Source organism: Massilia sp. Mn16-1_5 (assembly GCF_004798585.1).
Lineage (GTDB): Bacteria > Pseudomonadota > Gammaproteobacteria > Burkholderiales > Burkholderiaceae_D > Telluria.
Window position 1 is genome coordinate 1 of sequence record NZ_PPXQ01000027.1, and the last position, 12,940, is coordinate 12,940.

Annotated in this window: 12 protein-coding genes; 5 read left to right on the forward strand and 7 right to left on the reverse strand. The window is 68.0% G+C overall.

Going from position 1 to position 12,940, the window contains the following annotated elements; all coding sequences use genetic code 11:
* The first annotated feature begins 131 nt into the window (after positions 1–131).
* Genes mreD through C2862_RS23160 form a run of 4 tightly spaced genes read left to right on the forward strand, consistent with a single transcriptional unit; the run spans position 132 to position 4,868 of the window.
* On the forward strand, positions 132–650 hold the full coding sequence (gene mreD / locus C2862_RS23145; protein ID WP_136223110.1) for a rod shape-determining protein MreD: 519 nt from the start codon (positions 132–134) through the stop codon (positions 648–650).
* Between the two features lie 16 nt (positions 651–666).
* Complete coding sequence (mrdA, locus tag C2862_RS23150) at positions 667–2,700, forward strand: penicillin-binding protein 2 (RefSeq protein WP_136223112.1); 2,034 nt, start codon at positions 667–669, stop codon at positions 2,698–2,700.
* Positions 2,701–2,703: 3 nt separating this feature from the next.
* Positions 2,704–3,819 (forward strand): rod shape-determining protein RodA, encoded by a 1,116-nt coding sequence (gene rodA, locus C2862_RS23155; protein WP_136223114.1) that lies wholly within the window; start codon positions 2,704–2,706, stop codon positions 3,817–3,819.
* A 17-nt stretch (positions 3,820–3,836) separates the two neighbouring features.
* Positions 3,837–4,868 carry a septal ring lytic transglycosylase RlpA family protein gene (locus C2862_RS23160; protein WP_136223116.1) on the forward strand — a complete coding sequence of 344 codons (1,032 nt, stop codon included), beginning with the start codon at positions 3,837–3,839 and terminating at the stop codon, positions 4,866–4,868.
* A 119-nt stretch (positions 4,869–4,987) separates the two neighbouring features.
* On the opposite strand, the gene C2862_RS25420 is transcribed toward C2862_RS23160, so the two are convergent.
* Genes C2862_RS25420 through argS form a run of 7 tightly spaced genes read right to left on the reverse strand, consistent with a single transcriptional unit; the run spans position 4,988 to position 11,181 of the window.
* On the reverse strand, positions 4,988–5,710 hold the full coding sequence (locus C2862_RS25420) for an SPOR domain-containing protein (protein ID WP_168710152.1): 723 nt from the start codon (positions 5,708–5,710) through the stop codon (positions 4,988–4,990).
* Between the two features lie 16 nt (positions 5,711–5,726).
* The gene (locus C2862_RS23175; protein ID WP_136223122.1) at positions 5,727–6,452 is read right to left on the reverse strand and encodes a type III pantothenate kinase; all 726 of its coding nucleotides are present in this window, start codon (positions 6,450–6,452) and stop codon (positions 5,727–5,729) included.
* 1 nt (position 6,453) lies between these two features.
* Positions 6,454–7,224 (reverse strand): biotin--[acetyl-CoA-carboxylase] ligase, encoded by a 771-nt coding sequence (locus C2862_RS23180; protein ID WP_136223124.1) that lies wholly within the window; start codon positions 7,222–7,224, stop codon positions 6,454–6,456.
* Positions 7,221–8,012, reverse strand: a complete 792-nt coding sequence (locus C2862_RS23185) for an SDR family oxidoreductase (protein ID WP_136223126.1) — start codon at positions 8,010–8,012, stop codon at positions 7,221–7,223. The genes C2862_RS23180 and C2862_RS23185 overlap by 4 nt, the downstream gene beginning before the upstream one ends.
* Complete coding sequence (locus C2862_RS23190; RefSeq protein WP_136223128.1) at positions 8,009–8,680, reverse strand: thiol:disulfide interchange protein DsbA/DsbL; 672 nt, start codon at positions 8,678–8,680, stop codon at positions 8,009–8,011. The genes C2862_RS23185 and C2862_RS23190 overlap by 4 nt, the downstream gene beginning before the upstream one ends.
* A gap of 22 nt (positions 8,681–8,702) precedes the next feature.
* Positions 8,703–9,419: an SPOR domain-containing protein gene (locus C2862_RS23195; protein ID WP_136223130.1), complete on the reverse strand. Its 717-nt coding sequence runs from the start codon at positions 9,417–9,419 to the stop codon at positions 8,703–8,705.
* A gap of 10 nt (positions 9,420–9,429) precedes the next feature.
* The gene (gene argS, locus C2862_RS23200) at positions 9,430–11,181 is read right to left on the reverse strand and encodes an arginine--tRNA ligase (protein WP_136223132.1); all 1,752 of its coding nucleotides are present in this window, start codon (positions 11,179–11,181) and stop codon (positions 9,430–9,432) included.
* A 363-nt stretch (positions 11,182–11,544) separates the two neighbouring features.
* Here argS and rsmB point away from each other — a divergent pair, with 363 nt between their 5' ends.
* Positions 11,545–12,897, forward strand: a complete 1,353-nt coding sequence (gene rsmB / locus C2862_RS23205) for a 16S rRNA (cytosine(967)-C(5))-methyltransferase RsmB (RefSeq protein ID WP_373888277.1) — start codon at positions 11,545–11,547, stop codon at positions 12,895–12,897.
* The last annotated feature ends 43 nt before the right edge of the window (positions 12,898–12,940 follow it).

The window sequence follows — 12,940 nt, forward strand, 5'->3', positions numbered from 1 at the left end:
GCCGCCAGTCCGCCAGCCGCCAACCCGCCGGCCGTGGGCGCACCTGCCGCAACCGGCACCGCGCGCCCGGCCGCACCGCCGTCAGCCGCCACCGCGCCGGCCCAGCCGACGATTCGCAAGGAGGGCGCGTAATGCCCGGACATCGTCCCAACTACATCCTGCTGCCGGTCAGCCCGCTGTTCATCGCGTTCAGCCTGACCTGCGCCTTCATGCTCAACCTGCTGCCCTGGGGGCAGTGGACCGGCGCGCCCGATTTCGTGGCGCTGGTGCTGGTCTTCTGGGGCATCCACCAGCCGAGAAAAGTCGGCATCGGCGTCGCCTTCGGCATGGGCCTCTTGATGGACGTGCACGACGCGACCCTGCTGGGCGAGAACGCGCTGGCCTATACGCTGCTGTCGTATGTCGCCACGATGATCCACCGCCGCGTGCTGTGGTTCCCGGTGCTGACCCAGGCCATGCATGTGTTCCCGCTGCTGCTGCTGACCCAGGCGATCCAATCGCTGGTGCACTTCTTCGCGACCGGCCGCTTCCCCGGCTGGCTGCACTTCATCGAAAGCGCGGTCGCCGTTGCCCTGTGGCCGGTGATCACCTGGTTGCTGCTGGCGCCGCAGCGCCGCGCCGTCGACCGCGACCACACGCGCCCGATCTGACACGCCCGGCAGTACGATGACCGAAATCAAAGATAGCGACCGCGAGATCCACCGCTTCCGCCTGCGCCTCACCGGGCTGGCGGTGCTGGTGTTCGTCTGCTTCGGCCTGCTGGTCGCGCGTTTCGTCTGGCTGCAGGTGATCCAGCACGAGAAATACCACGCCCAGGCCGAGGACAACCGCATCGCGCTGGTGCCGATCGTGCCCAACCGCGGCCTGATCGTCGACCGCAACGGCGTGGTCCTGGCGCGCAACTACTCGGCCTACACGCTCGAGATCACGCCCTCGAAACTGCAGGCCAGCATGGACTCGGTGATCGACGAGCTGGCCAAGCTGGTGGCGATCGAGCCGAAGGACCGCAAGCGCTTCAAGCGCCTGCTGGAAGAGTCGCGCAGCTTCGCCAGCGTGCCGCTGCGTACCCGCCTGACCGACGACGAGGTGGCGCGCTTCACGGCGCAGCGCTTCCGCTTCCCGGGCGTGGAGGTGCAGGCGCGCCTGTTCCGCCAGTACCCGCTGGGCGAGGTCGCCTCGCACGTGGTCGGCTACATCGGCCGCATCAACCAGCGCGAGGCCGAGGCCATCGGCGAGAGCGACGACGCCGCCAATTACAACGGCACCGAGCATATCGGCAAGGAAGGCCTCGAGAAGAAGTACGAGCGCCAGCTGCACGGCACCACCGGCTACGAGGAAGTCGAGCGTTCCGCCGGCGGGCGCGCGATCCGCACGCTGTCGCGCCGTCCGCCCGTCCCGGGCAGCAACCTGATCCTGTCGATCGACATCGAACTGCAGAAGGTGGTCGAGGAAGCCTTCGGCGACCAGCGCGGCGCCTTCGTCGCCATCCAGCCGGAAACGGGCGACGTGCTGGCCTATGTCTCGCGTCCGGGCTTCGACCCCAACCTGTTCGTCGACGGCATCGACAGCCAGAGCTGGAACGAGCTCAATACCTCGCTCGACAAGCCGCTGATGAACCGTCCGCTCTCGGGCACCTATCCGCCGGGTTCGACCTTCAAGCCCTTCATGTCGCTGGCCGCCCTCGAATACGGCCTGCGCCGGCCGTCGGATGCGATCCGCGATCCGGGCTTCTTCATGCTCGGCGGGCACCGCTTCAACGACGACAAGCCGGGCGGCCACGGCTACGTCGACATGTACCGCTCGATCGCCGAGTCCTGCGATACCTATTACTACCAGCTCGGCAACGAGATGGGCATCGACCGCCTGTCGGCCTTCATGCATCATTTCGGTTTCGGCGAGCCGACCGGCATCGACCTCGAGCACGAGAAGTCGGGCGTGCTGCCGTCCAAGGAATGGAAGGCGAACCGCTTCAAGCGCAACCGCGCGGCCCAGAAGTGGGTCGGCGGCGACACCATCTCGGTGTCGATCGGCCAGGGTTTTAATAACTACACGATGATCCAGCTGGCGCATGCGATCGCCAACCTGGCGAACAACGGCGTGGTCATGAAACCGCACCTGGTCAAGCTGATCGAGGACGGCGCGACGCGCCAGCGCACGCTCACCGTGCCGAAGGAAAGCCGGCGCATTCCGCTCAAGCAGGAAAACATCGACTTCATCAAGCGCGCGATGGTCGGCGTGACGCAGGAAGGCACCGGCGCGCGCGCCTTCGCCAACGCCGGCTACGTCTCGGGCGGCAAGACCGGTACCGCCCAGGTGATCGGCCTGAAGGGGCAGAAGTACAACGCCCACGCGATCGACGAGCGGCACCGCGACAACGCGCTGTACACGGCCTTCGCGCCGGCCGACAAGCCGACCATCGCGATCGCGCTGGTGGTCGAGAACGCCGGCTTCGGCGCGGCCTCGGCGGCGCCGATCGCCAGGAAGGCGCTCGACTACTACCTGCTCGGCAAGCGCCCGCCGCCGCCCAAGACGGACGATGCGGCGCCTGGCGCCAAGCCTGGCGTCCAGCCGGCCGCCGCGCCGGTCGTCACTGCGGCGCGCGCAGCCCAGGCGCCCAAGGCCGCCGCGCCCGTCGCGACGCCTGCCGTTCCAGCCGCGACAGCCTCCGCGCTGACGGCGCCGGTCCCCACCAAGGAGTAACAAATGGCCTATTACCCGGAGCGGCGTTCCCTCAGCCGCCGGCTGAAGCCGTATTTCACCGTCTTCGACTGGCCTCTCGCCATGGTCCTGTTCATGCTGCTGACCACGAGCGTGATCACGATGTCCTCGGCCGGCGCCGAATTCCCGGGCCGGGTCGAAGCGCAGATGCGCAACTTCCTGCTCGCCTTCGTCGTCATGTGGGTCGCCGCGCTGATTCCGCCGCAGACGCTGATGCGCCTGGCGGTGCCGGTCTACACCTTCGGCGTCACGCTGCTGGTCGCGGTCGCCCTGTTCGGCATCATCAAGAAGGGCGCGCGGCGCTGGCTGCACGTGGGGGTCGACATCCAGCCCTCGGAGATATTGAAGATCGCCACGCCGCTGATGCTGGCCTGGTATTTCCAGAACCGGGCCAAGGTGGGGGAATGGAAGTCCTTCCTGGTGGCGTCGATCCTGCTGCTGATCCCGTTCACGCTGATCGCCAAGCAGCCCGACCTCGGCACCGCGCTGATGGTCGGCGCCTCCGGCTTCTACGTCCTGTTCCTGGCCGGCCTGTCGTGGAAAGTGATCATCGGCCTGGCCACGCTTGGGGCGGCCGGCATGCCGATCGCCTGGTCGATGCTGCACGATTACCAGCGCGAACGCGTGATGACCCTGATCGACCCGACCTCCGACCCACTCGGCAAGGGCTTCCACATCATCCAGTCGACCATCGCGATCGGCTCGGGCGGCATCATGGGCAAGGGCTACGGCAAGGGAACCCAGGGCCAGCTCGAATTCGTACCCGAACAAACGACCGATTTCCTGTTCTCGGTCTATTCCGAAGAATTTGGACTGGTCGGCAACCTGATTCTTTTGGTAATCTATCTGCTGCTGATCGGCCGCGGCATGATGATCGCGGCGAACGCACCGAATCTGTTCTCCCGGCTGCTGGCCGGTGCGATCACGATGATTTTCTTCACGTATGCCTTTGTCAACATGGGCATGGTGAGCGGCATCCTCCCGGTGGTGGGTGTTCCGCTGCCTTTCATGAGCTATGGCGGCACCGCGTTCATTACGCTGGGCCTCGGCGCCGGCATATTGATGAGCATACAAAGACACCGGAAACTGGTGCAGACATAAAGAAGGAGGAGGCGCGCATGACCGCTCCGAGATTATTCCCAGCGGTCATCGCCCTCGCGGCCTTGATGACCGGCTGCGGATCCACTGGCGAACACAAGCCACTGATTCCGCTGCCGTGGAAGCACAAGATTACCCCTCCGAAAGGTGACATCGCACTGCCCGCGGCCGGTTCCGGCCGTGGCGGCTACTACAAGGACGACGGTCCGGGCCGCAATATCCCGCCGGGCCTGGAACTGGTGCCGGACGCCGTCGTGCGCGACGAGCCGTATTCGAAATGGGCGAACCGCCCGTATTCCGTATTCGGCCAGACCTACAATCCCATCCTGCACCAGGAACCCTTCAGCCAGCGCGGCGTGGCCAGCTGGTATGGCGTGAAATTCCACGGCCAGCGCACTTCCTCGGGCGAACCCTACGACATGTACAAGATGACGGCCGCGCACCCGACGCTGCCGATCCCGTCCTATGCCCGTATCACCAGCATCGACAGCGGCAAGTCGGTGGTCGTGCGCATCAACGACCGCGGTCCCTTCCACGCCAGCCGTATCGTCGACGTCTCGTACACGGCGGCCCTGAAGCTCGGCTTGCTGGGCAAGGGCAGCCACGAGGTCGAGATCGAACGCCTGTTCCCGAACGATCCGGCGCGCGAAGCGACCATCCGCCGCGCCGCCGTGTCGAAAACGCAGGCGCTCGACGTCACGCCGGCGCCGCCGGACATCGCGGCGATGATGCTGGAAGACCGGGGCCAGAGCGACAGCGCCGCGGTCGTCAAGCCGACGCCTGCCCAGGGCCTGAACACGGCCACCGCGGCGGCCGGTTTCTGGCTGCAGCTGGGCGCCTACAGCCGCGTCGAAAAGGCGCAGGACAAGGCGCAGGAAATGAGCCGCCAGCTGGCGGACGCGGGGGTGTCGGTTGGCAGCCTCGAGGTGGCGCCGGCGGGGGCGGTGCATCGCCTGTACGGCGGACCGTTCGAGACGCGGGCGGAGGCGCAGCAGGCGGCGAAGTCGCTGCCGTCGGGGCTGGGCCTGAAGCCGATCGTGGTGAAGCGCTAGGGTTTATTGGAGTCCGTTGACGCGTGGAGTGAGAACTCCACCCTACGAATATAGGTGTACGTAGGGTGGAGCGGGCGGCGATCCGCTCCTGACTCCACGCGTACGCGCATAGGCAGACCTCATCGGCAGATATGCAACACGGCCGCCGACATCCCGCGTCCGGCCTCGACAATCCGGTTGCGGATCGCCGCATCGATGTCCCGGAAACGGTAAGCGAAACGCTGCGACTGCGGCCCGCGCGGCAGCACGCGCACGCCCGCCACGCCAAGTTTCGTCAGGCGCGCCGCTTCGTTGCGCGCCGCCGTTTCGGTCTTGAACACCCCCAGCGAAATCGCCCATTTCAGGGGCGAGTCTCCCTGCATCACGAAGGAATTGGTCACGCCGCGCTCGCGCAGTTCCGCCGTGCGGCGGTCGGCGCCTTCCTTGCCGTTCGCGGGCGGCAGGTAGACCAGGTGGCTGGTCACTTCCTGGAAGGGTACCGTCAGGCGGGTCTGGCGCGCGCCCAGGTCCAGGCGCGCCAGGCGCGTCTCGAAACGGCGGGCGTCGCCAGCCGCGAAGGCCTCGGTTTCGACACAGGCGACGGCAGGGGAGGGCGCGGCGGCGACCGGCACGGCGGCAGGGGCCGGGGCCGGCGTTTCGCTCTCCTCTTCGGCAGGCACCGCGGCGGCGGCAACTGCCTGCGCCTGGTCGCTGGAAAGCAGCACCAGCTTGTCGGCCGCCAGCTGGTTGCGCAGACGCGCGGGCTCGTGCGTCTCGGCCTCGAAGGAGCCAAGCAAGCCGCGGCCATAGGCGAACAGCAGCGCGTTCGCGCACAGCAAAGCCCAGAATACGAATCTCAGCAAGTCCGTTCCTCCATTCTCAATCCGTCAGCGCCACCGCATGCAGGCCGACCAGCACGATATTATCGGCCAGGCGGTAGCCGCACTTGAGCGCCGGCGCGATATATGGCGCGGCGCCACCCGACAGGATGCACAGGGCGCCGCAATGGCTGGCTACCGCGCGCTCGATCGCGCCGGCCTGGGCCGACAGGCAGCCGGAGACGATCGCATCATTGGTATTGTCGGCGAACAGCGGCGGTGGCGCCGCACCAGGGCTCGCCTGCGGCAGCTGCGCCGTATTCTTCGCCAGCACGCCGGCCATCAGCGCCAGGCCGGGCAGGATCATGCCGCCCACGAAACGGCCATCCGCGGTGATGGCGTCGACCGTGGTCGCGGTGCCGCAGGTGGCCACCACCAGCGGCTGATCCGGCGCCAGCGCACGCGCGCCGATCGCGGCGGCGAAGCGGTCGCAACCCAAGCGCTGCGGCTCGCGGTAGCCGTTCACCAGGCCCGCCCGTGCGGCGCTGGAGGCGAACCACTCGGTATCGATCGAGCCGAGCAGGGCGGCGAGGCGCTCGCGCAGGGCGGCGCCGGCCACGTTCGATACGAGCGCCCGGGTGACGCCGCGGCCTTGCCAGGCGGCGGCAGCGGCGTCGAGGTCGGCATGCAGGGCCGCGCCCAGCTCGAGCCATTCGCCGGCGGCAGCGCCGGGCGCCGCCAGCGCCCACTTGACCCGGGTATTGCCGGCATCGATCAGCAGCAGCATCTTATTCCAGACCTTTCACGCGCAGCGACACGTCGCCGGCCAGCACCGTGATGCGGCCCTCCGCCGTGTCCAGCAGCAGGCGGCCGGCATCGTCCACGCCGGCGGCGCTGCCTTCATGCAGCACGCTGCCGCGGTCGAGCACTCTTACCGTCTCGCCCTGCCAGGCATGGCGCAGGTTCCAGCGCGCGGCAAAGGCGGCGAAACCGGCGCGTTCGAATTCGCGCAGCGCGCCGGCCAGGCCGTCGAGCAGGGCGGCCATGAGCGAGTCGCGGTCCATGCGCGCCAGCCAGGGCAGCGAGGCGACGCTGCGCCCGATCCGCGCTTCGAGTTCGTCGGGCATGAGCAGGTTCAGGCCGATGCCGATCACGACCCAGACGCCGCCCTGGGGCGCCGCTTGCGTCTCGACCAGGATGCCGGCCAGCTTGTCGCCGTCGCGCAGCACGTCGTTCGGCCATTTGAGGCCGACCTGCACGCCGAGGCGCTCCAGGGTTTCGGCCAGCGCCACGCCGATCGCCAGCGGCAGTCCGGTCAGGCGCGGCAGACCGCCCTCGACGCGCCAGGCCAGCGAGAAGGTCAGCGAGCCTTCGCTCGAGGACAGCCAGCTGCGCCCGGCGCGGCCGCGGCCGGCGGTCTGGTGTCTAGCGACGAGCAGCAGCGGCGCCTGCAGGCTGGCGGCGCGCGCCAGCAGGTCGGCATTGGTCGAGCCGGTCTCTTCGACCACTTCGACGGCAACGCCCGATTGCGACAGTGCGGCAATGGCGGCGGCGTTCATACGGCCTCCTTGCGATGCTTGGTCGGCGCATGCGCGAACACGCGGTCGAAGAGGGCGTTCGGCAGGGCACGCAGCAGCTTGGCTGCGACACCCATCTGCCAGGGCAGGACGCGGTAGCTGTCGCCGCGCGCGATGGCGCGCACGGCCTGGGCCGCGAAACGCTCGGCCGGCATCAGGAAGGGCATGGGAAAGCGGTTGTTGCGGGTCATGGGGGTATCGATATAACCGGGGGCGATGGTCACCACCCGGATGTTGGTCGCGTGCAGTTCGAGGCGCAGCGATTCGCAGTAGGCGTGCACCGCGGCCTTCGAGGCGCAATAGGCGCCGGCGCCGCGCATGCCGCGCACGCCCGCCACGCTGCCGATCGCCACCAGGCGGCAGGGCGTGCCCTGCGTTTTCATGGCCGCTACAAAAGGTGCGAACGTGGCGACGGTGGCCGTCACGTTCGTGGCGAACACGGACGCGAACACGGGCAGGTCTTCAGGCCGCTCGGTGAGCGTGCCGTGCGAAATGCCGGCGCTGGCGATGACGACGTCGGCGCCGCCATTTGCCGCCATGAAGTCGGCGGCGGCCGCTGCCAGCGCGGCGTGGTCGAGGACGTCCAGCGCGTAGCTGCGGTGGCGCTGCGCATGAGGGAGGGATGCGACCAGTGCGCTGAGCGCGTCGCCGCGCCGTGCGGCCAGGCCGAGGGTGGCGCCGCGCGCGGCATATTCGCGCGCCAGGGCCGCGCCGATGCCGCTCGAAGCGCCGGTGATGAAGACCCGGCCGGCTTCGGCCGCTGCGGTCATTTCTTGTCCGCTTTGGCTTTTTCCACCAGGGCGTCCATCACCTGCAGCGCGACCTTCTGCTGCTCGATTTCGGTCTGCGCCGGCGAGTCTTCCGGGTTCGCCATCGACGGCGAGGTAATGAAGCGGCCGTCGATCGCGACCATCGGCCAGTGGTCGACGCGGTACTCGTTCATCATGGCGCCGGCGCGGCGTGCCTTGGCCTGCACGCCGAAGGAGTTGTAGGCGTCGGTGAAGCGGGCGCGGTCGATGCCGGACTTGGCGGCCCAGTCGATGACTTCCTGGTCGTTGGCGAAGCGTACGCCCTGCTCGTGCATGGCGGCGAAGGCCCTGGTGTGGTACTGGCCGACCAGGCCGAGCGCGTCGAGCGCGTAGAACAGGCGCTGCTGCGGCAGCACGCGTGCGCCGCCGGCCACGTGCACGCGCTTGAAGACGATGTTGTTGCCCTGCTTTTTCACCCAGTCGGCCAGCAGCGGCTCGAACACGTTGCAGTGCGGGCAGTAATAAGCGAAGAACTCGATGACCTCCACCGGCTTGCCGGCCGGGGTTTCCAGCTTTTGCGGCAGCACGTTGTAGTGCACGCCTTCCTTCGGTGTGACGGGAGCGGCGGAAGCGACACCGCCCAGGGTCAGCAGGGCGGCGGTGCACAGCAGGCGGCGGAGCATGTTCATCAAGCGTTTTCCTTTTCGTTGCTTATCGTTGATTACGGACGATCGCGACATCGATGCCGCTGTCGAGGAGTTTGGCGCGCGCCTTGTTCACGGCCTCGACCTGGTTGAACGGACCCAGGCGCACGCGGTGGAGGGTGCCGCTGTCGCTGGCGCGGTCGCTGATCGCGGCTTCGAAGCCGAGCAGCGCCAGCTTGGCACGGGTGGCCTCGGCGTCCGACATGTCGCGGAAGGCGCCGGCCTGCAGGTAGTAGATGTACTTGTCGTCGCCGCCGGCAGCGGCAGCTGGCGCCGCCGGTGCGCCTGCAGGAGCCGCGGCCGGCGCTGCCGCCGCCGGTGCCCTGGCCGGTTTCGGCTCGCTGGCCGCCGTCATGCCGGCGATCGCCTGGCCGAGCGGATCGGATTCGGTCGCGGCGGCCGGCGCAGGGGCTGGCGCCGGGGCCGGGGCCGGAGCGGCCGCTGCCGCTTCGTTCTTCTTGGCTTCGCGCTCGGCCAGCTGCTTGGCCGCCTCGCGCGCGGCGTCGCGGTTGCCGTACATCGGCTTGTTCGGATCGTTGGCCTGGCTCGGCTCGAGGTCGGCCGGACGGCCCATCTTGTTCGAGCGGTCGGTGAAGGGCGAGGCGCCCTTGGTGATCATCAGCGCGACCGCCACCGCGATACCCAGGCCGATGATCAGGCCGATGATGATGCCGGTCAGGGTGCTGCCGCGCTGGCGGGAAGGGAAACGAAGGGTGGCGGTCATGATCGCTTGCTTATGCTTGTGGTTCGTCTTGTGCGTCCGCTGGGGCGCGTTCCATCTTGTTCGGCGCTGAGACGCCGATCAGGGCCAGGCCGTTGCGCAGGACCTGGCGGGTGGCCGTGGCCAGGGCCAGGCGTGCCAGCTTGAGCGGCTCGTTATCGTCGAGCAGCCACTTGTGTGCGAAGTAGTAGCTGTGCAGTTCGCCGGCCAGTTCGCGCAGGTAGAAGGCGACCTGGTGCGGGCCGAGTTCGGCCTGGGCGCGCTGCAGCATTTCCGGATACGCGGCCAGCTTCGACAGCAGGCCCGCTTCGTGCGGCGTGGTCAAGGGCGACAGGTCGACCTTGGCCAGGGTGGATTCGTCGCCGCCCCAGTTGGCCAGCGCCGAGCAGATGCGCGCGTGGGCGTACTGCACGTAGTAGACCGGGTTTTCGTCCGAGGTCTTCAGGGCGACGTCGACGTCGAACACGAATTCGGTGTCGGCCTTGCGCGAGATGAGGAAGAAGCGCACGGCGTCGCGGCCGCGCGTGATGTCGCCGTTGCCCGACCATTCGATCAGGTCGCGCACCGTCACGTAGGAACCGGCACGCTTCGAAATCTTGACTTCTTCGCCGTCCTTCATGACGGTGACCATCTTGTGCAGCACGTAGTCGGGATAGCCCTGCGGGATGCCGATGTTCACGGCCTGCAGGCCGGCGCGCACGCGCGCGATGGTGCCGTGGTGGTCGCTGCCCTGGATGTTGATCGCCTGGTCGAAGCCGCGGCGGAATTTCTGGATGTGGTAAGCGACGTCGGGCACGAAATAAGTGTAGGTGCCGTCGGACTTGCGCATCACGCGGTCCTTGTCGTCGCCGTAGTCGGTTGTCTTGAGCCACAGGGCGCCATCCTGCTCGTAGGTGACGCCGGCGTCGATCAGGCTTTGCACGGCCTGTTCCACCTTGCCGTCGGCATAGAGCGAGGACTCGAGGTAGTAATTGTCGAACTTGACGCCGAAGGCTTGCAGGTCCTGGTCCTGCTCGTTGCGCAGGTAGGCGACCGCGAAGCGGCGGATCGATTCGATGTCGTCGGCGTTGCCGCTACCGGTGGCCGGCTCGCCATCGCTGGCCGAAACGGTTTTACCCGCCAGGAAGTCGGCGGCGATGTCGGCGATATAGTCGCCGTTGTAGGCCGACTCGGGCCATTCGGCGTCGCCCGGCTTGAAGCCGCGGGCGCGTGCCTGCACCGAATTGGCCAGCGTGGCGATCTGCACGCCGGCGTCGTTGTAGTAGAACTCGCGCGTGACCTGGTGGCCTTGCGCTTCGAACAGGGACGAGAGGGCGTCGCCCAGCGCCGCCTGGCGGCCGTGGCCGACGTGCAGCGGGCCGGTCGGGTTGGCCGAGACGAATTCGATGATCGCGTGGTGGCCTTCGCCCGAGGTGCCGCGACCGAAGGCCTCGCCTTGTTCCAGGACGGAGCGCACCACCGACTGCTTGGCGCTAGCGGCCACGCGCAGGTTGATGAAGCCGGGGCCGGCGATCTCGAGCGATTCGACGATGTTCGCGGCCTTCGGGTCGGCTTGCAGGGCGGCGACCAGGCGCGTGGCCAGTTCGCGCGGGTTGGTTTTGAGGGGCTTGGCCAGCTGCATGGCGATGTTGCAGGCGACGTCGCCGTGGCTTGGATCGCGCGGGCGTTCCAGAACGATGTTCGGGGTCAGATCGGTGCCGGCGACGATCGGCGCAAGGGCGGCCTGGAAGAGGGCAACGATCTCTTGTTTTTGTTGGGCGAGCATAATTAGTCGATAAGTTCGGTAAGGCGGTGGCGCGGCCACGGCAGACGGGTTTCATTATACTGGTTTGCTGCAACGCCGAATACGGGCCCTGCCGCCACAGTCCGCGGCGGCGCAGTTGCCATTTAAGGCCGACCAAAGGCGGAGCCGGTACAATGCGGGTCTTTCCCGTATTGACCCGCCATCATGACCGACAAGCGCCCGACGCTCACCATCAAGCCCAAGGCCGCCAGCGGCAAGCCTGCAGCCAAGCCCGCCAATCCGGCCGCGCAGTATGCCCGGCCGAAGACGGCGAGCCAGCCGGCGCCAAGGCCCGAAAAGCGGCCGGAAGCGAAGCCGGCGGCGCCGCGCAAACCGGAAGCGGCCATGCGCCCGAGCTACGAGATAAAACCCCAGTTCCAGCAGGCCTACCGGCCGGACCTGCCGGCCGATTCGCTCGCGCTGGCCATGCTGGGCGCGGCCAGCGCCGTCGCCCAGGTGCGCGACGGCACCGCGCTGCCGCAGGCGCTGGCGAACGTGTTCACGGCTTATGAGGCCACGCCCCAGGGCCGCGGCGCGATCCAGGACCTGGCCTACCGCAGCATGCGCGGCCTCGGGCGTGCCGAAACCCTGCTCGGCCTGATGACGACCAAGGCGCCGGACGTGCCGATGCTGGTCGGCCTGATCGAATGCGCGCTGGTGCTGCTCGATCCGCCGCCGGGCGAACAGGCCGCCTACGAGCCGTTCACGGTGGTCGACCAGGCCGTGACGGCGGCCAGCCGCCACCCCGATTTGGCCCACGCCAAGGCGATGGTGAACGCCGTGCTGCGCCGTTTCCTGCGCGAGCGCGAGGAGCTCGTCGCTGCGGCAGTGAAGCATCCGCTGGCGCGCTGGAATTATCCGCAGTGGTGGATCGACGCCACCAAGGCGGCTTATCCGCGCGACTGGGAAGCGATCCTCGAGGCCGGCAACCGCCATCCGCCGCTGACCCTGCGCGTCAATACGCGCAAGACTTCGCTGGAAGACTACCTGCGCCGCCTGGAAGAGGCGGGCCTGGCAGCCGACCGCATCGGCCCGAGCGCGCTGCGCCTGAAGCAGGCGACCAACGTGTCGCAGATCCCCGGCTTCCACGACGGCCTGGTCTCGGTGCAGGACGCCGGCGCCCAGCTCGCCGCGCCCCTGCTGGGCCTGGAGCCGGGCATGCGCGTGCTTGACGCCTGCGCGGCGCCGGGCGGCAAGAGCGGCCATATCCTGGAGCTGGCGGACGTGGAACTGACGGCGGTCGACGCCGACCCGCAGCGCCTGGCGCGCGTGCGCGACAACCTGGGCCGGCTGGGCTTATCAGGCACCCTGGTGGCGGCCGAAGCGCAGACGCAGGACTGGTGGGATGGCCGTCAATACGACCGCATCCTGGCCGACGTGCCGTGCACGGCCTCGGGCATCGTGCGGCGCCACCCGGATATCCGCTGGCTGCGCCGCAAGACCGACACGCGCCAACTTACAACACTTTCCAGTGAGATACTCGACAATCTTTGGCAGATGCTGCGGGCCGATGGTAAATTGCTGTTTGTGACATGTTCGCTCTGGCCCCAGGAATCGGAGGCGCAGGCAGCCGCGTTTGCGGCACGCCATGCTGACGCCGTCCGCCTCGATGCGCCAGGGCAGCTGCTTCCCTCGAGCGGCGCCGGGCTCGATCATGACGGACTGTTCTACGCCCTGTTCGAGAAAAGAGTGGCGTAACGGTTTTTTCACGCTCTAGCTCAACTTGATTAGGTTCCGGCCC

Bases quoted from the DNA above. Each gene is read 5' to 3' on its own strand.
- mreD (WP_136223110.1), top strand. From the start codon at position 132: ATGCCCGGACATCGTCCCAACTACATCCTGCTGCCGGTCAGCCCGCTG.
- mrdA (WP_136223112.1), top strand. From the start codon at position 667: ATGACCGAAATCAAAGATAGCGACCGCGAGATCCACCGCTTCCGCCTG.
- rodA (WP_136223114.1), top strand. From the start codon at position 2,704: ATGGCCTATTACCCGGAGCGGCGTTCCCTCAGCCGCCGGCTGAAGCCG.
- C2862_RS23160 (WP_136223116.1), top strand. From the start codon at position 3,837: ATGACCGCTCCGAGATTATTCCCAGCGGTCATCGCCCTCGCGGCCTTG.
- C2862_RS23175 (WP_136223122.1), bottom strand. From the start codon at position 6,452: ATGCTGCTGCTGATCGATGCCGGCAATACCCGGGTCAAGTGGGCGCTG.
- C2862_RS23180 (WP_136223124.1), bottom strand. From the start codon at position 7,224: ATGAACGCCGCCGCCATTGCCGCACTGTCGCAATCGGGCGTTGCCGTC.
- C2862_RS23185 (WP_136223126.1), bottom strand. From the start codon at position 8,012: ATGACCGCAGCGGCCGAAGCCGGCCGGGTCTTCATCACCGGCGCTTCG.
- C2862_RS23190 (WP_136223128.1), bottom strand. From the start codon at position 8,680: ATGAACATGCTCCGCCGCCTGCTGTGCACCGCCGCCCTGCTGACCCTG.
- C2862_RS23195 (WP_136223130.1), bottom strand. From the start codon at position 9,419: ATGACCGCCACCCTTCGTTTCCCTTCCCGCCAGCGCGGCAGCACCCTG.
- argS (WP_136223132.1), bottom strand. From the start codon at position 11,181: ATGCTCGCCCAACAAAAACAAGAGATCGTTGCCCTCTTCCAGGCCGCC.
- rsmB (WP_373888277.1), top strand. From the start codon at position 11,545: ATGCGCCCGAGCTACGAGATAAAACCCCAGTTCCAGCAGGCCTACCGG.